Source organism: Desulfobacter sp. (genome assembly GCF_050177295.1).
The window spans coordinates 1-19,457 of the sequence record NZ_JBFXHE010000006.1; the positions used below are offsets into that span (position 1 = coordinate 1).

21 protein-coding genes are annotated in these 19,457 nt (G+C 48.7%); 4 read left to right on the top strand and 17 right to left on the bottom strand.

The genetic code is table 11. The features are described 5' to 3' along the window. From AB7U36_RS01295 to AB7U36_RS01320, 6 genes are all read right to left on the bottom strand, one after another. The coding region (locus tag AB7U36_RS01295; protein ID WP_428157995.1) for a SpoIIE family protein phosphatase at positions 1-1,899 on the bottom strand (1,899 nt) is incomplete at its 3' end. Then, positions 1,899-2,843: a D-alanine--D-alanine ligase family protein gene (locus AB7U36_RS01300; protein ID WP_428157996.1), complete on the bottom strand. Its 945-nt coding sequence runs from the start codon at positions 2,841-2,843 to the stop codon at positions 1,899-1,901. The genes AB7U36_RS01295 and AB7U36_RS01300, both read right to left, overlap by 1 nt. 279 nt (positions 2,844-3,122) lie before the next feature. Beyond that, positions 3,123-3,356, bottom strand: coding sequence for a thioredoxin family protein (locus AB7U36_RS01305; RefSeq protein WP_428157997.1), 234 nt, complete (start codon positions 3,354-3,356; stop codon positions 3,123-3,125). 52 nt (positions 3,357-3,408) lie between these two features. Then, positions 3,409-4,476: a permease gene (locus AB7U36_RS01310; protein WP_428157998.1), complete on the bottom strand. Its 1,068-nt coding sequence runs from the start codon at positions 4,474-4,476 to the stop codon at positions 3,409-3,411. Positions 4,477-4,529: 53 nt separating this feature from the next. Beyond that, positions 4,530-4,877: an ArsR/SmtB family transcription factor gene (locus tag AB7U36_RS01315; protein WP_428157999.1), complete on the bottom strand. Its 348-nt coding sequence runs from the start codon at positions 4,875-4,877 to the stop codon at positions 4,530-4,532. A gap of 105 nt (positions 4,878-4,982) precedes the next feature. After that, the gene (locus AB7U36_RS01320) at positions 4,983-5,192 is read right to left on the bottom strand and encodes a hypothetical protein (protein ID WP_428158000.1); all 210 of its coding nucleotides are present in this window, start codon (positions 5,190-5,192) and stop codon (positions 4,983-4,985) included. Between the two features lie 97 nt (positions 5,193-5,289). Between AB7U36_RS01320 and dnaX the strand changes: the two genes are divergently transcribed. The 4 genes from dnaX to AB7U36_RS01340 are packed head-to-tail and all read left to right on the top strand — an operon-like array spanning position 5,290 to position 8,462. After that, a complete protein-coding gene (gene dnaX / locus AB7U36_RS01325; RefSeq protein ID WP_428158001.1) occupies positions 5,290-7,077 on the top strand; it encodes a DNA polymerase III subunit gamma/tau in 1,788 nt (595 codons plus the stop codon). 29 nt (positions 7,078-7,106) lie between these two features. Next, positions 7,107-7,415, top strand: a complete 309-nt coding sequence (locus AB7U36_RS01330) for a YbaB/EbfC family nucleoid-associated protein (RefSeq protein ID WP_428158002.1) — start codon at positions 7,107-7,109, stop codon at positions 7,413-7,415. 30 nt (positions 7,416-7,445) lie between these two features. Further along, positions 7,446-8,045, top strand: coding sequence for a recombination mediator RecR (gene recR / locus AB7U36_RS01335; RefSeq protein WP_428158003.1), 600 nt, complete (start codon positions 7,446-7,448; stop codon positions 8,043-8,045). 3 nt (positions 8,046-8,048) lie between these two features. Continuing rightward, positions 8,049-8,462 (top strand): YkgJ family cysteine cluster protein, encoded by a 414-nt coding sequence (locus AB7U36_RS01340; protein ID WP_428158004.1) that lies wholly within the window; start codon positions 8,049-8,051, stop codon positions 8,460-8,462. Positions 8,463-8,693: 231 nt separating this feature from the next. Here the strand turns inward: AB7U36_RS01340 and AB7U36_RS01345 are convergent, their stop codons facing one another. From AB7U36_RS01345 to AB7U36_RS01395, 11 genes are all read right to left on the bottom strand, one after another. Further along, positions 8,694-9,029 carry a hypothetical protein gene (locus AB7U36_RS01345; protein WP_428158005.1) on the bottom strand — a complete coding sequence of 112 codons (336 nt, stop codon included), beginning with the start codon at positions 9,027-9,029 and terminating at the stop codon, positions 8,694-8,696. A 240-nt stretch (positions 9,030-9,269) separates the two neighbouring features. Next, positions 9,270-9,623 (bottom strand): type II toxin-antitoxin system PemK/MazF family toxin, encoded by a 354-nt coding sequence (locus AB7U36_RS01350; RefSeq protein WP_428158006.1) that lies wholly within the window; start codon positions 9,621-9,623, stop codon positions 9,270-9,272. After that, positions 9,623-9,883 (bottom strand): AbrB/MazE/SpoVT family DNA-binding domain-containing protein, encoded by a 261-nt coding sequence (locus AB7U36_RS01355; RefSeq protein ID WP_428158007.1) that lies wholly within the window; start codon positions 9,881-9,883, stop codon positions 9,623-9,625. Before AB7U36_RS01355 ends, AB7U36_RS01350 begins: the two co-directional genes overlap by 1 nt. Before the next feature lie 177 nt (positions 9,884-10,060). Continuing rightward, a complete protein-coding gene (locus AB7U36_RS01360) occupies positions 10,061-10,879 on the bottom strand; it encodes an OmpA family protein (RefSeq protein ID WP_428158008.1) in 819 nt (272 codons plus the stop codon). A 28-nt stretch (positions 10,880-10,907) separates the two neighbouring features. Next, positions 10,908-11,669, bottom strand: a complete 762-nt coding sequence (locus tag AB7U36_RS01365; RefSeq protein WP_428158009.1) for a motility protein A — start codon at positions 11,667-11,669, stop codon at positions 10,908-10,910. Between the two features lie 5 nt (positions 11,670-11,674). Continuing rightward, entirely contained in the window at positions 11,675-13,057 is a 1,383-nt protein-coding gene (locus AB7U36_RS01370) for an HD domain-containing phosphohydrolase (protein ID WP_428158010.1), read from the bottom strand. Positions 13,058-13,082: 25 nt separating this feature from the next. Beyond that, positions 13,083-13,634, bottom strand: coding sequence for an HD domain-containing protein (locus AB7U36_RS01375; RefSeq protein WP_428158011.1), 552 nt, complete (start codon positions 13,632-13,634; stop codon positions 13,083-13,085). 135 nt (positions 13,635-13,769) lie between these two features. Then, positions 13,770-15,020 (bottom strand): hypothetical protein, encoded by a 1,251-nt coding sequence (locus AB7U36_RS01380; RefSeq protein WP_428158012.1) that lies wholly within the window; start codon positions 15,018-15,020, stop codon positions 13,770-13,772. Positions 15,021-15,087: 67 nt separating this feature from the next. After that, on the bottom strand, positions 15,088-17,031 hold the full coding sequence (locus AB7U36_RS01385) for a BACON domain-containing protein (protein ID WP_428158013.1): 1,944 nt from the start codon (positions 17,029-17,031) through the stop codon (positions 15,088-15,090). Positions 17,032-17,242: 211 nt separating this feature from the next. Then, positions 17,243-19,060 (bottom strand): GspE/PulE family protein, encoded by a 1,818-nt coding sequence (locus tag AB7U36_RS01390; RefSeq protein ID WP_428158014.1) that lies wholly within the window; start codon positions 19,058-19,060, stop codon positions 17,243-17,245. Positions 19,061-19,193: 133 nt separating this feature from the next. Further along, on the bottom strand, positions 19,194-19,382 hold the full coding sequence (locus AB7U36_RS01395; RefSeq protein ID WP_428158015.1) for an indolepyruvate ferredoxin oxidoreductase subunit alpha: 189 nt from the start codon (positions 19,380-19,382) through the stop codon (positions 19,194-19,196). Positions 19,383-19,457: the final 75 nt, after the last annotated feature.

Here is a 19,457-nt window from a genome sequence, read left to right on the forward strand (position 1 = left end):
GCCAGGGTTCAACTGAACAGATTCGTCAATATATGGCGAATCATCCATGATCGCCATAGCCAGTGCCCTGTTCAGTGTCATATAGTTGAATTTTTCACCTTTGCGGCATATGAGGGGGGGGTTATGACCACAGTTCACATAATCGAATCTGCCGGTTTCCGTATCCAGCACTCCGACAAAAGCGGTAACGAACATACAGCTGCTGTTATCAGCACAGAGAATGGGATTGACCCTGGCAATCGCTTCAGCCGGTGTCGCACTGCCCATCATATGAGTCTTTATCAATATTTTTGCAATGACCATGAAAAGTGAAGCTGGAACACCCTTGTCGCTGACATCCGCTATTACAAGACACAACCTTGTGTGGTTGGCATCAAGAAAGAAGCAATCGTAAAAATCTCCGCCGACCTCTTTTGCAGTAACCATTTCAGCATGAATTTCAAGATTGGGAAGATTACTGAATTTCGGGAAAATATGCGGCAGCATATCATTCTGAATATTGCCAGCAACTGTCAGTTCACTATTGATCCTCTCCTTTTCGCTAATCGCTTCGGCCAGATCCTTTATATAAATCTTCAGATCTCGGGCCATTGAATTGAAAGCCTCTGCAAGCTGCCCTATCTCGTCTCTTCCGCGTACCACTATCTTGCTGTCAAGCTCTCCCCTGCCGATGTGATGCACACTTTCGATCAGATCTTTGATCGGACGCGTAATTGTATTGGAAAGCACAAATGAAAAAAGAACAAACAGCATGCTACAGACAGCAAAAAGGATAATAAAGCGCATCAGCACATCTGACAGAGTCTTTTCAATATAAGCCTGTGATTCGTCTGTATAGAGATCAATCTTCTCTTTTGTTTCATCTGCCGGCAATGTCACCTCCTCAATGGGTACGGTAACACCGAGTGTCCAGTCTGTAGTGGAAAGAGGGGCATAAGCGACATAGTTCTCAATATTATCAATTGTCGCAATGCCTACCCCGCGTTTACCCTCTCTCATTGAGCGGAGTATCTGAAGCCATGCACCTTCGGCTCTATATAAAGGCTCTGTGACAAATCCAGCCTTATCATAATCAGGGTGTGCGATATATTTGCCTTTTTCATCAATGAGAAAAGCATACCCTCCTTCACCTATACGGGTTGAGAGAATATCTTTTTTCAGACTTATCAGTGTGATGTCAACCGCAGCTACTCCTGCCGGTTCTCCGTCCGTACCGTTGAAAGAGGCTGCGCATGTCACACAGATCTGGCCATAGGCATCAAGATAAGTATCCATCCATAGAGTCTTTCCAGGAGCGCTCATTGCCGTAATATACCAGCCGCGCTTACGTGGGTCATAAGCAGGATTGTATGAATTTGAACGGGAATAGCGGTAGGAGATTCCGCTTTCTGTTCCAAGGTATGTATTATAAAGAGTAGGGTTGTTAGACAGGATTGCCGCAAACATATATTCAGCATTGGAAACGAGCAGGAGTTCCCGTGCAATTGCATCGCTCCGCTGCACTCCAGGTGCCAGAATATATTTTGCAGAGGCTACACCGTTTTCTGTCTGATTGGGAAGCGGCAGCTCATGCCCTGCAAAATTGTCCGGGTTCTTATAAAGTGCACTTATATAATCAGCCATGGCTGTCACTTCAGTCTGAACCTGTGCCAGAACTGCATTGGAATTGCCTGCCTGTTCCACAGCAATCTTTGCCAGATACTCCTCTGCCTGATCCAGAAGAGCCTTCCTGCTCTTTTCTGATGCGGTCATTCCCAGATTGATATTGGCATCCTGGGAATATCTGGTCAGATTCAGCATCTCCGTATATGAAATCAGCGCGATCGCAAGCAGTGCCCCAAGCGCTGTAGCCAGCAGTACTATCAGAATTTTTGTCCCAATATTTATATTGCGGAACATTAACCATTCTCCCCGTCAAAAAAAACATTCTGTAAAATAATTTCTATAAGATCATCATATCCGATACCGGCAAGCGCTGCTGCAGGAGGATATAAACTCTGCGGTTTCAAACCCGGCACGGCATTGATTTCCAGTGTAAACGGCCGTCCACTCTCCTCTTCAACAATAAAATCAACCCTTGCATAACCTCTTGCTCCAAGGGTGCGGTATGTCCTCAGAGCGGTGTTCTGTAATTCGCTGATGATCTCAGATGGCAGATCAGATGGATAGACATCATATTCTCCCGTGAATTTTATGATTCTGCCGCATGGCATCCTGCTCCTGCCTTCAACAACCGGCAAAGCCTCTGCAATACCGCTCTGCTCCAGAATCCCGACAGTTGCAAACCTGCCGGACACAAACTGCTCTATCAGTATCCGGGAGTCAAAAAAAAATGCCTCCTGCATCAGGTCATAAGCATCCATGGATTCAATCAGGACGATGCCGAAACTGCCGCCCTGAGTAGGTGCTTTTGCTACACATGGAAAAGAGATCCCTGATTTACCGAGCCTCTCTTCAAAACGCTTTTTCCCATCCCCGGCACAATGCTCTTTTTTTGTCCAGACACAATCTGCTGGAATACGGATACCTTCGATGGCAAAAAGCTTCTGACATAGTATCTTGTCGTTAATAATGGCAGCCGCCTGCATCCCGCTGCCTGTGTAGGGTATTTCAAGGTGATCCAGAATAGCCTGCAGAGTCCCGTCTCCGTGACCTTTGCCCTGCACACAGAGAAAAACGGCGTCCGGTCTCTCTTCAAGTAATCTTCTACTGACATCGCGTGTGAACAGGATATCAGTTGTCCGGTATCCCCTTCTTCCAAGAGCATTCATTACATACCCGGCATTTAACGTCGAAACAGCCTGCTCACTTGATGTTCCGCCGTGTATAACAGCAATATTCATTTCAATGATCTCTTTCGTGAAAGCTTTTTAATTGTCTGCCTGATCCAAGGCAATATACTACTCATTTTCTTCACATATGAGATAATCGGCCCGTTATTGCCGAATTCACCCCAGGTAACAGCCGTTTCTCCGCCCCGGCATTCGGCATCAACAGGTAGTCCGCGTTCTACAAGATATTTTACCATCTCCAGAGTTCCGTCCTATGGGCAAGATAATGGAGTGTCGTGCAACCGTCAACACCTCTTTGTCCTATATTACCTCCTTTTCGTATATTCCTTACTACCCGGCAATCCAGGCTTTAACATCATCTTTTTTGGGCACTTTGCCAACGCACTTCACTTCACCATCCACAATAACCGAAGGCGTACCGAACACGCCGTATGAAGCAATTTGCAGCATATCAGTCACCTTCTCAACGCTTGCATCCACACCCGTTTCCTTAATCACCTCCTGGATCAATTTTTCTGTTTTACCGCATTTGGCACATCCCGGGCCTAATACTTTGATTTCCATGTTAATCACTCCTTTTAATCACAATCATTTTTTTATGAAACACCATCATTTTTTATAAAATCAGATTAAACAGATACCCCACAAACAAAATACCGCAGGATACAACACCGATAAAAACCCCTATCAATCTGGGTTTCAACACTTTTCTTAAAATCACCATCTCGGGCAATGACAGGGCAATGACACTCATCATAAATGCCAGGACAGATCCCAGGGCAGCTCCCTTACCCAGCAGTGCTTCAACAACAGGGATAACACCGGCTGCATTGGAATACATGGGCACTCCGATCAGCACAGACGCAGGCACAGACCACCAGGCGCCTTTGCCCATGACCGATGCCATGACACCTTCCGGAACAAACCCGTGGATGCCCGCTCCCACGGCAATACCCAGAATGACGTAGACCCATACACGTCCGATGATTTCTTTCACCGCATCCCAGCCGAAAACAAACCGGTCCTGCCATGTCATCTTTTTCTCTTCCAGCTCAACGGCAGCCATGCTGGCCTGGGTCACCCATGCCTCGATGTGGTTTTCAAGTTTTAGTCGTCCAATAACCCAACCAGCGGCAATGGCAATGAAAAGCCCTGTCCCCATATAGATAGCGGCCACTTTCCATCCCAAAAGCCCGTATAAAAGTCCCAGGGCAATTTCATTGACCATGGGCGCAGAGATCAGAAACGAAAATGTGACACCCAGGGGGACACTAGCGGTCACAAAACCTATGAACAAAGGCACGGCAGAGCAGGAGCAAAAGGGCGTTACAATCCCGAGAAGTGCGGCAAACACATTGCCTGCAAATTCGCTTTTCCCGGACAGAAACGCCCGGGTTTTCTCCGGAGTAAAAAAACTTCGGATAATACCAACGCCAAACACCACCAGAAAGAGCAGCATCATGACCTTGGGCGTGTCATAAAGAAAAAATTCAATGGAACTGCCAAGATGAGATCCCTTATCAATGGGTAAAAGATCATAGGTCAGCCATTTGGACACTCCGGACAACTGCAGGTAAACCGCCCACCACAAAACGATACCGGCCGCCCCCAGGAACAGGCTCAGCATCAGCTGCATGTTTTCTTTTTTCCGGACCGGGCCGGTATCTGCTGTCTTTGAATCCATATGCCTCCTTAAGCTATATATGGTCATCTATCGATATTTATGCCTAAATTTTTTTATCCCTTGCCCACAATATTGTGCCGGTCAATTCCCGGAAGGATATTATTCAATCTCTGAATCTGGGCATCATTATCCAGCCAGTGTTTCAGATTCCCGATCATGCTCGCGGCAAAAGGTGATCCACTGCCGTCGGACAGGGAATAGTTGACCCACAGCCCATCCTTGAAACTTCTGACCAGATCGGCATCCTCAAGTATTTTCAAATGTTTGCTTGCAGTGGATTGGGCAATGCCTAAACATTCCTTGATTTCACAGACACATAACGGCCGTTGCTGAAGCATTTTCATCATCTTCACCCGGTTGGGATCGGATAATGCTTTCATGACCCTGATAAATATTTTCATATCTGCCAAACTTTAAAATCCCGGTTTCAAGTAAATCGTCAAAATAGAATATATAAAGGCAATCAACGATTGTCAAGGCCAACAAAATTGGAAAAGTACCTGGGTCTAAATTTTGAACCGGTTGATCAGACTGTTCAACTGTTCGGAAAGATTGGCCAGATACGTTGCGCTTTCACTGACCTGCCGGCTGCCTTGATTTACATCCTGGAGGGTTTGATCGATTCCGGAAATATCCCGGGCCACGTCACCGACAACCACCGATGTTTGATTAACACTTTCATTTACTTCCCGGAAGCCTGAAGCAGCCTGGGCCACACTGCTTGAAATTTCCTGGGTTGCCGATCACAAAAACAAATCCCCCTCCCGACATTGACCCTTCCCCCACCCTCTGGTATAAAACCTTGTACTTTTTTTGAAAGAAACATCAAAGGCCTTTGGATACATGTCTTACCAGGTTCTGGCATTAAAATATCGTCCCCAGACATTTGCAGATGTTGTTGGACAGGATCATGTCACCACGACCCTGACCAATGCCATTTCCGGGAACAGGGTGGCCCATGCCCTTTTGCTGGCAGGTCCCAGGGGCACCGGCAAAACCACCATTGCCCGCATCATGGCCAAGGCCATGACATGTCAGACCGGCCCCACCCCGTCGCCGTGCAATGCATGCAGACTCTGCAAAGACATTATCAACGGTCATTGTGCAGATGTGTTTGAAATTGACGGTGCCTCAAACAACAGCGTGGAACAGATCCGTGAACTGAGGGACAATGTGGCCTACATGCCCTCCGCCGCCAGGTATAAAATTTATATTATTGATGAAGTCCACATGCTTTCAGTGGCTGCCTTCAATGCGCTGCTCAAGACCCTTGAAGAGCCCCCGGACCATGTTATTTTCATCTTTGCCACCACGGAAGTCCATAAAATTCCGGCCACCATCCTGTCCCGGTGCCAGCGCCATGATTTGTCACGAATTTCACTGGACAGAATCTGCGCCCACTTGGAGAATCTGTGCCGAAAAGAAGGTTATACCGTTGAAAAAGAGGGGCTGGAACTGATCTCCCTGGAGGCGGACGGCTCCATCAGGGACGGCTTAAGCCTGCTGGACAGGATTCTTTCAGCCGGGCATGAAAAAGAGATTGACCGGCAAATGGTGGTCCAAAGGCTTCGGACCACGGACCGGAGAGTTCTTTTTTCCATATCGTCGGCCGTACTAGAAAGAAACGGGGCTTGCCTCATTGATCTTGTCAGTAAAATCAATGATTCCGGTATGGATTTGAAAGAATTTTATTCCGGTATCATTGCCCAGTTCAGGAATCTGAACATCATCCGGCTGTGCGGGAAAGACAGCCCTGTGCTCAATATGATTGAAACGGAAAAGCGTGAGCTTGACCAGATGTGCCAGAACCTGCCGCCGGCCTATCTTGGGATGCTGCTGGATCTTCTTTTAAAGGAGGAGAGCATTGTGCGCTTTGCATCCCACACCCAGACCGCCGTGGAGATGGTGCTGCTCAAAATGATCCAGATTGAGCCTGAGACCCGGCTTGATGAAATCATCACCAAGGTGGATCTTCTGGCACGCCGGATGGAGGACCGCCTTGACCAGGCCGGTGCCGGTTCACCTCCCCCGCAACAAAATGATAACCTGAACCAGGCATCTGCCCCGCCTGCAGGACAGGTCCCCGGTGCCGGCCCATCAGAACCACCGCCCCCGGGCACCCCCCGGCCAATGCCGGCCCCCCCGCCCTATGAACCGGACCTGGTCCAGGCACCACCGCCGGGTATCCCGGCCGATTCATCCGGTTCATTCGGGCCTGACACCCCTTTGAACCAGAAGCAGGCGCATCCGGAGCCTGTAACCTGGTCCCGGTTCATGGATGTACTTCAACATGAGCAGCCCTTTATTTTCGGCTTATTTTCCAAGGGTCAGGCAGACACATCATCCCCGGATAAGGTGATTGTAACCCTGGCATCCTGCTCCGGGTTTGAAGCATCCAGGCTCAACAACGCAACCAAAGCCGTGGCGGAACTGGGCCAAAAGCATTTAGGAAAATCCATTGAGGTATTTATAAAAAACAATGGCTGTGCGGATGATAAGACTTGCCGGCAGCAATATGACCGGCAAAAGGCAGAACAAGCTGCGGCAACCCATCCCATGGTCCTGCACGCGGTACGTTTATTTGATGCAGATATCATATAACCCCCCAATATAGGAATAGGAGCTGACCCATGAACAATATGAATAACATGATGAAACAGGCCCAGAAACTGCAGAAAAAAATGCTGCAGGCCCAGCAGGCTCTGGCAACCAGAACCGTTGAAGCCAGCTCAGGCGGCGGTATGGTGAAAGTGGTTGCCAATGGTGCCCAGAAAATTGAATCCATTGTTCTTGAAAAAGAGGTGATTAATCCCGAAGACGTTGAAATGCTGCAGGATCTGGTGCTTGCTGCAGTGAATGACGCGTTAAATAAATCCCAGGAAATGATCTCCGCTGAAATGGGAAAACTGACCGGCGGCCTGAATATTCCAGGCCTGTAATCTCTTTTTTTATAAGAACCTGAACCCATAGTGAGCTATTATCCCGAAGCCATTGTCAAATTGATCCATTCGCTTTCCACTCTGCCGGGGATAGGAAAGAAAACAGCAGAGCGCCTGGCCCTTCATATTCTTCATGCCCCGGACCATAAGGCCGCTGCTTTGGCCGCAGATATCATTGAACTGAAAAAAAAGGTCAGGTTGTGCGCATCCTGCTTTGCACTTACTGACCGGGAAACCTGCCAGATCTGTTCAGACCCCGGCCGGGACAAAGGCCTGATCTGCGTGGTGGAAAACCCCACTGACATGGCGGCCATTGAAAAATCAGGCGCATTTTCAGGCGTGTACCACATCCTCGGCGGCGCCCTGTCCCCCATTGACGGTATCGGCCCCGGAGACATCCGTCTGGCCGAACTGTTCAGGCGGGTCCGGGACAACGACGTCAGGGAAATCATCCTTGCCACCCGGACCAATGTGGAAGGCGAAGCCACGGCCGCCTATATCCGGGGCAAGCTGGATCTGACAAAAATCAACATCACCCGGATTGCATCGGGCATACCCATGGGCGGGGACCTTCAGTATGTGGATCCCCTTACCATGCAGAAAGCCATGGAAAAAAGGTACAGGGTTTAAAAAATGATGACACCAGAAGGTATTTTTGACTGTAAATTATGCGGTCAGTGCTGCAAAGGATTTGGCGGTACCTATGTGGATGAAAAGGATATCAGAAAAATCTGCGATTATATCCAGGCAGATCCTGATACCTTTGTGGAAAAATATTGTGACATGTCCGGGTCAAGGCCTGTACTGACACTGGGACAAGACGGCTGCTGCATTTTTTTTGATCCCCAAAAGCAGTGCACCATCCATCCGGTCAAACCATATATGTGCCGGGCCTGGCCCTTCATAAAAGCCCTGATTAACCATCCGGAAAACTGGGACATCATGGCAAACTCCTGCCCAGGCATGAAAAAAGGCGCACGGCCCGAAGATATTTCACGCATATCCGCCATGGAAAAGGAAAAACTTGATCTCACTTTCAACCGTTAGCCAACCCCAAACCAGGGCAATGGCAGTAATTTCAAAGGGGATTGGACGATCCCAATCCCCTTTGATAGCGCCCCATTCAGCCGGGGCTAAACCCAATTTTACAAGTAACTAAAATTACAATAAAAAAATTTTAGTTACTTAGAAGATGATGTACCATCCACTGTGCCTTAGCTCATTTAAGTCCATGGAAAAACCGTTTTTAATTTGGATAATCAACTCTCTCCTTCAATGTTAATACGAACCTTCATTGCTTTTGCACCCCGCTTCTTCTTCATCTAATTGACGGGCATACTCAGTGATCTCCTCCAAGTGTGCTATAATCTGCTTTAAAGACCGGATTACGGCTTCTTCGCCGTGATCCAATGACATCCGGCGAGTGATTTTTTCTAAAAGCTTGTCATACCCCTTGATGCCGCCACCCATTGACTCTGAATTTGTGGCGTGGATTGCAAGGTCGATAACCGTGGACACTTCGCCCTTATTCATCCGGTCGGGATAAGTGGCGTTTTGCTTTATCTTTAAATCCTTAAAAAAGGCCATGATGTTGGGGTAAAAATCGTCTTGCATCGTGAATCCTCCTGTGCAATGGGTGTTACATCAATAATTTCTTCGCCAGTGAAAAGATCCAACGGCTTTTCACTGGCCACTTTATTATCAAACTCTTTTAACGTTAACCAAGCACGATCATAATGTTTGCTACATAGCTCAATTTACATCATGTCTGATTTATGAGAAATTCTCTACTCTTGTGCGTCAAGTTGTCTCCAGATCTGTATACTTACTGTAGTCCTTGCTTTGTGCAAGTCCTTATTCTGTTACAAGAGCCCTTACTTTAGCCAAAGCTTCACTTACTACGGAGACCGAGGCCTTTTCTGCAAACTTTAAACCTCTTTCCACAAAATCAATTGTCTTGACCTGATGACACAGAACAACACCGGAAATCTTTTCCCCGGCTAAAACGACTTCAAAACCATGTCCCCGAACCCTGCTTGTGACCGGGGCAATCAAAGCCAGGAGAATTTTTTTATTGAAAATTGCAGGTGAAAGTACCAGGGCCGGGCGATGCCCCATTTGCTCGTGGCCGGCGGCAGGTTCAAAATCTGTCCAGACAAGATCGCCACGTTCAGGAATAAACACTTTTTTTTCAGATCTTGCGGCCATTACCATTCCTTTCCTACAGGCTTGTCGTTCAACCATGCCTTATCTTCGGCATCCAAGGCAACAGCCTTGGAATCACATTGGTTTAAAAGTTCGTCAAGTGTATAATCTTTTTTCTTCTTGATAGGGGTAATAATAATCCTTCCGTCTTTCGCCTCAATGGAAACGGTCTGATCCTTTTCAAGCTGGATTATATCAGCAATCACTTTTGGTATCCTTGCTGCCAAGCTGTTACCCCACTTTTTAATAACCAGTTCTGCCATTTTGTGTTCCTTCAAGAGTTTAAACAGTGTATAAACATACACTATGATACAAAAGGGATTGTGTCAACAACGTATAAACACCATATTGTGCCTGCTTTGAAAAGGACAAAGAATAAGACTAAAAAACATAGGATAAAATTAGGCGCCGCAGGCGTTTCACCCTCTTGTATCTTGTTTCTAGTTTCCTGTCCGATTCTTATACATATCTTCAAACTGGCGGGCGATACTGTCACGCTCATAAACAATCTCCACCCGCCGGTTCCGGGCCCGGCCCTGGGCCGTATCATTGGAGGCCACGGGGTGATACTGGGCATAGCCTTCGGCAGAAATATAAAAGGGAGGCACGCCGTTTGCTACCAGCAAGCGCGCAACCGTAGACGCCCTGGCCGAAGACAGTTCCCAGTTGGACGGATAAATGGGTGAGGTAATGGGCTCGGAATCGGTATGTCCCCGGACCTTTACATGGTAGGCAAGCTTTGATAAGACAGACGCAACTTTTTCTAGTATTTCCATACCCTTGGGCGACAACTGTGCCCCGCCTGCTGAAAAAAGCAGCAGGTCGGACAGGGTAATGACCGCGCCAGCCTCGGTTTTGGTAACACTGACCTCCCCGCCCAGTTTATTGAAAAGGACCAGTTCCCTGACTTCAGAAACAATGTCATCCAGCTCCTTTTCAATCATACCGCCTATCTCGTCAACGGACTGGCTGTCCACTTTTTCTTCCGAAGGTACCGGATGCATGGTCAATCCCTCCCGGGTACCGGATTCAGGCACGGCCTGGGCACCCAGGGCACTTCTCAGGGATTTAACCAGTTCCTTGTAGGTCTCCTGCTGGGTGGTACTCATGGCGAACAAAAGAACAAAAAAGCACATCAAAAGCGTTACCAAATCCGCAAAGGTAGCCATCCATGCAGGAGACCCCTCGGTGACATTGATAATCTCTTTCTTGACGACCTTTTGTTTTCCGCGACCGGAGTCTTCGTCGTTTTCAGCCATGCCTTTATCCTTTTACCTGAACCAGGGATTACTTCTTGGCTTCCTTGCCGGCATCCCCCAAATAGACCTTGAGCTTGTCTTCCATAAGTTTTGGATGTTCGCCTTCCCGGATGGATAAAATGCCCTCGTAAACAATATTCATGTTTTTAATTTCTTCTTCGGTACGCCCTTTGAGCTTATCGCTCATGGGAATAAAAAAAAGGTTGGCCATGATAGACCCGTAAAATGTGGTAATCATGGCAACGGCCATTTTCGGACCAATGGTGGAAGGGTCATCCAGATTGGCCAGCATCTGCACAAGGCCGATCAGCGTACCGATCATGCCGAATGCCGGTGCATAGGACGCCATGCTGGCAAAGATGGCTGAACCGGTATCCAGATTCTTTTTGGTCAGTTCCATCTTTTTTTCCATGATCTGCCCGATATCTTCGGTCTTAACCCCGTCCACGGTCATCTGCAGGGCCTGGGCCAGATAGGGATCCGGAGTACTCTGAATATCGCTTTCAATGGACAGTAACCCTCCTTTTCTGGCCTTATTTGATATTTCCGCAAGGTTGGCAATGATATCCTCGGCTTTTTCAATTTTGAACATGAACACCTTAATGGCTGTTTTAAATATGCCTAAAATATCACCCAGGGGGAAACCGATCATGGTTGCAGCAATGGTACCGCCCACAACAATGAGAATAGAGGGGATATTGATGAACATACTGATGGGACCGCCCATGATAATGGTGCCCAGAATGAACCCGAGACCGGAGACACAGCCGATTATTGAAGCAATATCCATTCGTTTCAGACCTTTATATAAACAGTTTCGTCTACAGGGTATGCCCTGTGATATTGTATTATCTTATCAATGGCCTGCCGGGTCAGGGTCTGGCCGGCAGGCAGCAGTTTGGTGCCGGTCCGGGTGAACAGCGTTGCACTGAGAATCATTCCCGGTTCCAGCTGTTCCACGCCGAGACCACGGACCTTGAGCGTATCTCCTCCCCAATGCAGTACCGCATACTTTTCAAGCCATCCGGCAATCATCGGATCAATACGGGTGCCGATTAAAGGCTCAAGGTCTGAAAGTAACTCCCGGATGTCAAAAGCCTTATTTTTCTCCCGAAGGGTCTCCAGTTCATCCGCAGCAGCCAGAATTCTTGACGCCAGAGGAATATGGTGGCGTTTCAGGCCGTCAGGATATCCCGTACCGTCCACATTTTCGTTCAAACACCGGATAATGGCTGCCCACCGCTCAAATCCCCGGCAATGGCTGAGCAGTTCAGCACCTTTAACCGGAAACTGCATGATCATAGTTTGATCATATACAGTTTGATCATATGCTGTGGGACGGCTGTCTGGATGTTGATCTGCGTCGCTCCCCCCGGGCACATCTTGACAAATATACTCCTTTGAAAGGAAAAGAAGTCCAATTTCGTGGAGCATACCAGCTTTTGACAGATCCTCCAACTGTTTTTGGGATAAGCCCATCTGCGTTGCGATAAAACAGGCAATCTTCCCCACACGCTCGCCATGACCGCGATTAAGCTCCACCCGCTGACGGATTAACGCATAAAGAATGCGGCTGAATCCTTCCCTATCCGCAGTCATCTGTGTCTTGATATCCAAAAGGCTTTGCTTTAAACGCCTGCGCTCCTCGGACATCTGCTGGATCTGTTTTAACGCTGTATTCAGATTGCTTTTATCCTCAAGCAGCTCATCTTTGACTTCTTTTAATTCGTTTTTAAACCGATCCAGATACCCAAAGGATTTTTCAAGGGAACCTGTCTTGGAAAAAAGTGTCTGTTCAAGATGGAGCTTATCTACAGCACCTTTGGCTTTCACTTCAATCTCCTGTGTATCCAGGGGCCAGTCCACCACCTGATCAGCACCTAATGCCATGAGACTTAACCGGACATGTTTGCCGGTTTCTCCAGGTACGATGACAAAAACTGCCAAAGAAAATTTGAAATGATGGCCACCCAACGCATCAAACCATGGCCTGACCTTTTCCGGGTTAACATCGGCCTCATGGCCAAAGGGATCCATCAGCACAATATCCGGTCGCTGTTTCATGGATTTTATCGCATCAGGCGCATTAACACAGGCAAGAGAAAGGTGCGGATCTGCAGACGCAAGATCCTGGGGGCACCGGGGGCCCACATATAAAATGGAAAGGCGCACAGCCATAAATCAACAGATACCTGTATCTTGTCTATTCCGAATATCCACGGGTCCACCATTCATCCCAGCGTGTGCCAAGGACCTCCCGGGCAAGCTGCCTGCCCGTATCTGTCCTAAGGCGGCCGACCACGAAGGGCAGCCAGGATTCAGGGGAGGTAGCGCCAAGGTCTTTTAATTTTTTAAGTTCAAGAATAAAGGAAAGCTGATCCGCATCATTGGCCAGCCGGGCTTCCCTGGTTTCTCCCCGGTTGAATTCATTAATAAGTTCGGGGATGTCTTTTGCCCAGTCAAGGCCCTGGATCAAATCTGACACCGCATGGGGTTCATCCACGGTGTTATAGTGTTTGTTCACGTAATTAAAATCCCCTGTCCGGGCTTCTGCCGTATCATGCACCAGGGCCATGGAGATAAGCTTTTCAGCATCCACATCCGGTTCAAGCCGGGCCATGACAAAGCATAAAAAAGCTGTGGTAAAGCAGTGTTCAGCAATACTTTCCTCTCCTGCACCCAGAAAAGCGTACCCGGTGCGGTTCAGGTCTTTGAGCATCCGCACTTCAAACAAAAAATCGGCAATCCGTGTCATTTCGCATCCATGTCCTGTGATTTAGGCAACAAATCTTGACACTGTATAGAACACTAGCTTAAATAAAGTCAAGATTTACAAGGATCAACACATCGGCTGCGTAACCCCAGGATTACTTGCAGATAAAACAAGTCATCATTTAGTACTTTTGGCCCTTGAAACCGGATCAAGCTGTGTTCGTTTTTTAATTGTCATGGCCGGGGAATCCACATAAATGGTCCCCGTATTGTTGATCGGATATTTGTGCAGTCCACCGTAGGGGGTAACATAAAAGGTTCCGTCATCATTTATGCGGACAATGCGCCGATGATTCTCCGTGGCGGCAAAACTATCCACAAGACGTTCGCATACTTGTTGAATCGCATGGCTCATCAACGTGTCCGCATCTTTTTTACTAAAAATGCTCTCACTCATCGTTTTAACCTCTGAGCGGTTGGTCCACAGGATTCCACCGGTTCTTGTATTCTGGACAATCATCCTGAGCTGGACCACCGCGTTGTCAACGCGGCCGCCCTTATGGGCCAGATGGGCCACAGCAGCCCCTGCAACGCCCCAGATCGCCGTATTCCATTCTGTGTAACTGGTACCGCCTGTAACAGACAAGCCTCCGTCAAAACGGGGGTGGGCGTCGGACAGCACAGTGTCGCCTGATGACTCCTCTATAGGCCAGCCGCTTGGCGCAATAGCCGCACCCAGCAGCCCGCCGATGGCCATTTTATCGATCATCTCATAATTTTCAGAGTCGGCTACACCAAAGGCGGTACGGCTTCCGAAATTGAAAAAAAATGGAAGCACACCGGTTTGAAACGGATTAAAACTGTCTTCCCGGCCGGTCTTAAACACCATTATCCGTCCCCTGACAATATAATCCGCATCAAATGCCTGGCCGATATCCCTGATAGTCCCGGCATCCAGGGCAATTGTTTTATATTCCGATGCTATATCGCGGACGGCTTCCGCTTTTCTCTTTTTCCCGTTTGACAGCAAAATAGTTGCAATTTCAACCTTCATCTCATCGGACCAGTCTCTTTCTAATTCGGCTTTAAGCATAGAATCTGCCGGGAACGAATTTCTCGACATTTTCTCCTGATTAATGATCTTTTTATCCGTCAAATAGGATATGACATCTTCATTGACGACCGGCATATACCCATATCGGAGGATTTCGTCCTGGAGCGATTCCATTATCACCACATTCCGGCGCCAATATTCCATAGGAGAATCGGACGGGGTATAATCGGCAAAGGGTAGAATCACAATCTTTTTCCCCTCCCCGAAAGATGCCGTTCGAACCACCGGGTGAATCGAATCCACTTTAGTGGTGCCACAGGAGGCAAACAATGCCGCCACCAATAAGGTTATGAACCACCCCCATACGGTTTTCACTACGCGCTCCTAAGTCAAAGATAAATATGGCATTTTGAAATCATTCAAGCCGGCACCTTCAGCACTTTTAGGGAAAAGTAAGTTGCCATAGTGGCCGTTGGGCCTCAAAGGTCTCCCAATCAGAGGATGCGCCTCGCCAGGTGTATCGCCATTGTCCCGACATATGACTGCCGGAGAGGCTTTGTATTTGATATGTATAATAAATTCCTCCCTCTTGCTCAAAAGACAATTGATATAACCAGTTACTCCCGTCACCGAAGGACACGCTAACCGGCATATCCTCCCAAGAGGCGGTATAGCCGGGCTGGCCGTCAATAATCCGCTCAATGGTTAACGGGGCGAAATCGTACACATAAGAGGACCCCTTGTAGGCTTCGGTCACTGTCCATTGGCCTTCCAGGGTCTGGAGGCTGATCAGCAGACGTTGAATCTCCACGGCAGATGACAGGCTGGTTCCGATTCTCAGGCTGACCACCACTGTGCCGTAGCTGCCGATCATCTGAAGCGGGCCAAAGGGGATATATGAAACCGGGCCGTCCGCATAGGACAAATCATCTGCCCCGGAGACCTTTATGCCGTTCTCATAGGCCAGGGCCAATGTGCCGGTTTTGGTCATTGCGTATACCATTCCGGGCTCCATATCCCGACGCTCCAGCAGCACATAGGCATGTTCGTTCAGACTGCAGTACGCGTCCAGGCTGTCCAGGAGAGTGCGGTCCGGATCAACCCATGCCCCCCCTGCCGCCTGGCAGGTCGCGGCCGTCGAATAGTACGCAATGTCCTCGGGAACCGGAATCTGGACATTGATAAGGCTTGATTCAGCCGCTTCCATCTGGCTGTAGGCGTTCGTAAATTCCACGACCGGCAGATACACCGCTTCCCCGGATTTTCGGATGTTAATCGTGATAGGGATCTTAATTTGAACCTCTTTATCCAGGTCGGAAACCGTGACATAGCCCACATAGGTGCCGTAATCCATGGCGGAAAGAAGCTCGGCATCCGGGGTCACCGCCACCCAGCCGTAGGGATCCGTGATGATCACTGACCCCAAATCAGAGGCTTTTTCTCCTGCAGCATCGTAGCACGCAACAGAGACAAACCCCATATCACTGGCAGCCGTCCACCCGGATTCAAATCCAAAAACCTGCAGCCGCTGGGAGGAAAAAGCCAGGGCGGTGGAGGCGGTACTTTTTTCAACAGTCCAATAGAGCTGGGACGGCGAAACCGAAGGTTCCGCAGAAGACAGGATGGTGGCATTAACGGTCAGGGTGACGGCTTCGGCATTAAGGGATGAACGAAAGGTGATGGTGCCGACGGCTGCATCCGGAATACCGTCTCCATCGGTGTCATTGTTCAAATAAATAGCCTCCGGGTCCACCCGAAGGGAAATCGTGGTATTTCCCGATCCTTCATCAGTGGACAGCACCAGCCAGCTGACATCTGTCCGGGCACTCCAGAGAAAGCCCGTTGATTTGTTGGGATCGGCATTGGCAATGGTGATGGGAAAGGTTTGTTCAGAAGTATTTTGATCCGTCATCTGCAAATCCAGCGTAGAGGGGGAAACGGTCAGCAAATCACCTATGCTTCGAACCACAGTAATCGTAACTGGAATCGTTACCGGGTCGGTGCCGGGATCAAGCCCGGACAAAATGGTTATATTGGCGGTCCATTCACCGGAACCCATGGTTTCGCTGACTGCGGCAGTTGCCGTTATACTTCCAGGAGCAGTTCCGTTTGCAGGGTCCAGGGTCAGCCAGGTCGCATCGCAGGAGGCATAGAAGTCGGCGCTTTCAGTTGCAATAGCCGGATCTGCAACAGGTCCGCCGACAACGGCGATACTAAAGGCGTAGGGTCCGGCTGAAGAACCGGGAAGCACCCGCACCGTACCAAGATCTACTTCCGCAGGTGAAACGATAAATGCACCAGGCGTAAATGCAAAACTAGCAATAGGCAGCCAGACCACCAGAAATGATCCGGCAATGATTCGTAACGTCCAAGAAAAAAGGTTCATACGCTTTTACCCCTTAAGTCGTATATCAATAAAATGGAGTTAACGACATTTGAGTTGCTGGGTTAACGCCGGCTGAGTACAGATCTTTTTAAGATTATTAAATTTTTCGTTTTTGTCAAGTTAAATACGGAACCGGCAAGCGCCACGGTCATGGTGCTCTCGTCAACCCAGGATATACACCCCGGCGATATCGTCAAATAAAAACCCGGTGTCACCCCTGCTCCCAGGTTACTCGCAGGATTTCCTGGTAGGTTGTTTGTCCCTTAAGCATTTTTTCTATCCCGTTTTCCCGTAAAGGGATCAGGCCTTGTTGACGGGCTGCCCGCCGCATGTCCTCAAGGTTTGAATTCCGGGTTGTCAACTGCTTTACCCCCCGGGTATAGGATAGGATTTCATAAATCCCGGCCCGGCCGCTGTAGCCGGTATTTCTGCATTTCATACATCCCTTGCCGTGTTTGAGCTTTAACGGGCCATCACCCGGCACAAAAAGCCCCAGGTCTGCAAGCTCCCGGCGGTCCATTTCAAAAGGCTGGACGCAATGGGGACAGATTTTGCGCACCAGGCGCTGGGCAACAACCCCGGCAAGGGCTGAATGAATCAGATAGGGAGGGATACCTAAATCCAAAAGCCTGAAGACCGTGGACACGGCATCGTTGGTATGCAGGGTGGACAGCACCAGGTGTCCTGTCAGGGCAGCCTGTACCGCAGCCTGGGCCGTTTCAAGGTCCCGGATCTCTCCCACCATGATGATATCCGGATCCTGGCGCATGATATTGCGTAAAACCGATCCAAAGGTCACATCAATGGCCGGCTGGATCCCAATCTGGTTAAACTCTTCGTGGATCATTTCAATGGGATCTTCAATGGTGGTGATATTCACCTCAGGAGACGACAGCATGCGCAAAGAAGAATACAAGGTGGTGGATTTCCCGGATCCGGTGGGACCTGTTACCAGCACAATACCAAAGGGCATGGTGATCAATTTTTTATATTTTTTCAGATCTGCCGGTGTAAATCCTAAGCTTTCCAGATCCTGGAGAAGAACTTCAGGGTCCATGATCCGCATGACCACCTTTTCGCCGAATGCCACAGGGATCGTAGATACCCGGATCTCCACTTCCTGGTCCTTTTTGAGCATTTTAATCCGCCCGTCCTGGGGCCGCCTTTTCTCGGCCATATCAAGGGCAGACAGATTCTTAATACGGCTGACCACGGCATTGTGAAGTTTTTTGGGCAATTTGTATACCGTGTGCAATGCCCCGTCAATGCGCATGCGTACAAGGCAGATATCCCGCTTGGGTTCAATATGGATATCGCTGGCCTTCTGGTCAAAGGCATAGGAAAACAGATGATCCACGGCATTGACAATATGCTGGTCCGTGGCCGGCGGTTCATCCGTGTTGCCAAGTTTGACAAACCGTTCAAGATTGCCTAAATCCACGCCGCTTTGGGAAAAAAGATTTTCAGCCGCACTGATGGAATGATGAAACCCGAAAAATTCCCTGATCAACCTTGCCACATCCGTTTTTGAACTGACAATGGGGGATACCTTCAGATTGGTCACTCGCTGGACATCGGCAATGGCCTCGTGGTTAAAGGGATCAGGGGTGGCCACCACCAGTTTGCCGCCGTTTATCTGCAAAGGCAGCAGCAGATGCCTCAGGGCAAAGGAACGGGAAATGGTGCCGGTGACAAGATTGAGTTCGAGCTTTAACGGATCAATTTTTTTATACGGAAGATGCCAGGAATCGGCCAGGGTTTTAAAAATCAAATCTTCATCAATCACTTTGTCAGGTTTGTCCAGCCGGTTCAGATTCAAATGGAGCAGCACATCAATAAAAGAGATGGCGGAAAACACCCCTTGCCTGTTTGCAGGGGTATTGCCACTGGTTTGTGCGGCAAGTTTCTCTTTTATCTCCCGCTCCCGGCTAAGTAAAGCCCTTGCCTGGTCCGAAGAGATCAGGCGGCTTGAAACCAGGGCCTGGCAAATGGCTTTGCCGCTGAAATACCTGTCAGAATTTAAATGCATAACCACCCTGTGGGGAATAAAAATGCCGGGTAACCTTGAAGGACAACCCGGCATTTGCTTGTGCTATAATGAAACTAAAGACACCGAAGGCGCTTCGCCCTCTTGTTTCCTGTATCTTGTTTTTAGTCTCTTGCTAGTCTTCTTCTATGGTGATGGCGTCTTCTTCACAAACTTCCACGCAGCTTTCGCAGCCCATGCATTCTTCTGCATTGACGGGATTGGATTTGCCGTCTTCCATTTCAAATACTTCTGCAGGACATACATCAACGCACTCTTCGCAACCTACACATTTTGCCTGATCAACTATCGGGGTAAAAGCCATTTTAAACCTCCTTAAAAATTAATAATAAAATTTTATAAACTCATCTGTCAAAGATAGTAACCTGATTCAGCACCC

Excerpts from the sequence above, each read along its gene's own strand:
- AB7U36_RS01300 (WP_428157996.1), bottom strand. The coding sequence starts at position 2,843 with ATGAATATTGCTGTTATACACGGCGGAACATCAAGTGAGCAGGCTGTT.
- AB7U36_RS01305 (WP_428157997.1), bottom strand. The coding sequence starts at position 3,356 with ATGGAAATCAAAGTATTAGGCCCGGGATGTGCCAAATGCGGTAAAACA.
- AB7U36_RS01310 (WP_428157998.1), bottom strand. The coding sequence starts at position 4,476 with ATGGATTCAAAGACAGCAGATACCGGCCCGGTCCGGAAAAAAGAAAAC.
- AB7U36_RS01315 (WP_428157999.1), bottom strand. The coding sequence starts at position 4,877 with ATGAAAATATTTATCAGGGTCATGAAAGCATTATCCGATCCCAACCGG.
- AB7U36_RS01330 (WP_428158002.1), top strand. The coding sequence starts at position 7,107 with ATGAACAATATGAATAACATGATGAAACAGGCCCAGAAACTGCAGAAA.
- AB7U36_RS01340 (WP_428158004.1), top strand. The coding sequence starts at position 8,049 with ATGATGACACCAGAAGGTATTTTTGACTGTAAATTATGCGGTCAGTGC.
- AB7U36_RS01345 (WP_428158005.1), bottom strand. The coding sequence starts at position 9,029 with ATGCAAGACGATTTTTACCCCAACATCATGGCCTTTTTTAAGGATTTA.
- AB7U36_RS01350 (WP_428158006.1), bottom strand. The coding sequence starts at position 9,623 with ATGGCCGCAAGATCTGAAAAAAAAGTGTTTATTCCTGAACGTGGCGAT.
- AB7U36_RS01355 (WP_428158007.1), bottom strand. The coding sequence starts at position 9,883 with ATGGCAGAACTGGTTATTAAAAAGTGGGGTAACAGCTTGGCAGCAAGG.
- AB7U36_RS01360 (WP_428158008.1), bottom strand. The coding sequence starts at position 10,879 with ATGGCTGAAAACGACGAAGACTCCGGTCGCGGAAAACAAAAGGTCGTC.
- AB7U36_RS01365 (WP_428158009.1), bottom strand. The coding sequence starts at position 11,669 with ATGGATATTGCTTCAATAATCGGCTGTGTCTCCGGTCTCGGGTTCATT.
- AB7U36_RS01370 (WP_428158010.1), bottom strand. The coding sequence starts at position 13,057 with ATGGCTGTGCGCCTTTCCATTTTATATGTGGGCCCCCGGTGCCCCCAG.
- AB7U36_RS01375 (WP_428158011.1), bottom strand. The coding sequence starts at position 13,634 with ATGACACGGATTGCCGATTTTTTGTTTGAAGTGCGGATGCTCAAAGAC.
- AB7U36_RS01385 (WP_428158013.1), bottom strand. The coding sequence starts at position 17,031 with ATGAACCTTTTTTCTTGGACGTTACGAATCATTGCCGGATCATTTCTG.
- AB7U36_RS01390 (WP_428158014.1), bottom strand. The coding sequence starts at position 19,060 with ATGCATTTAAATTCTGACAGGTATTTCAGCGGCAAAGCCATTTGCCAG.
- AB7U36_RS01395 (WP_428158015.1), bottom strand. The coding sequence starts at position 19,382 with ATGGCTTTTACCCCGATAGTTGATCAGGCAAAATGTGTAGGTTGCGAA.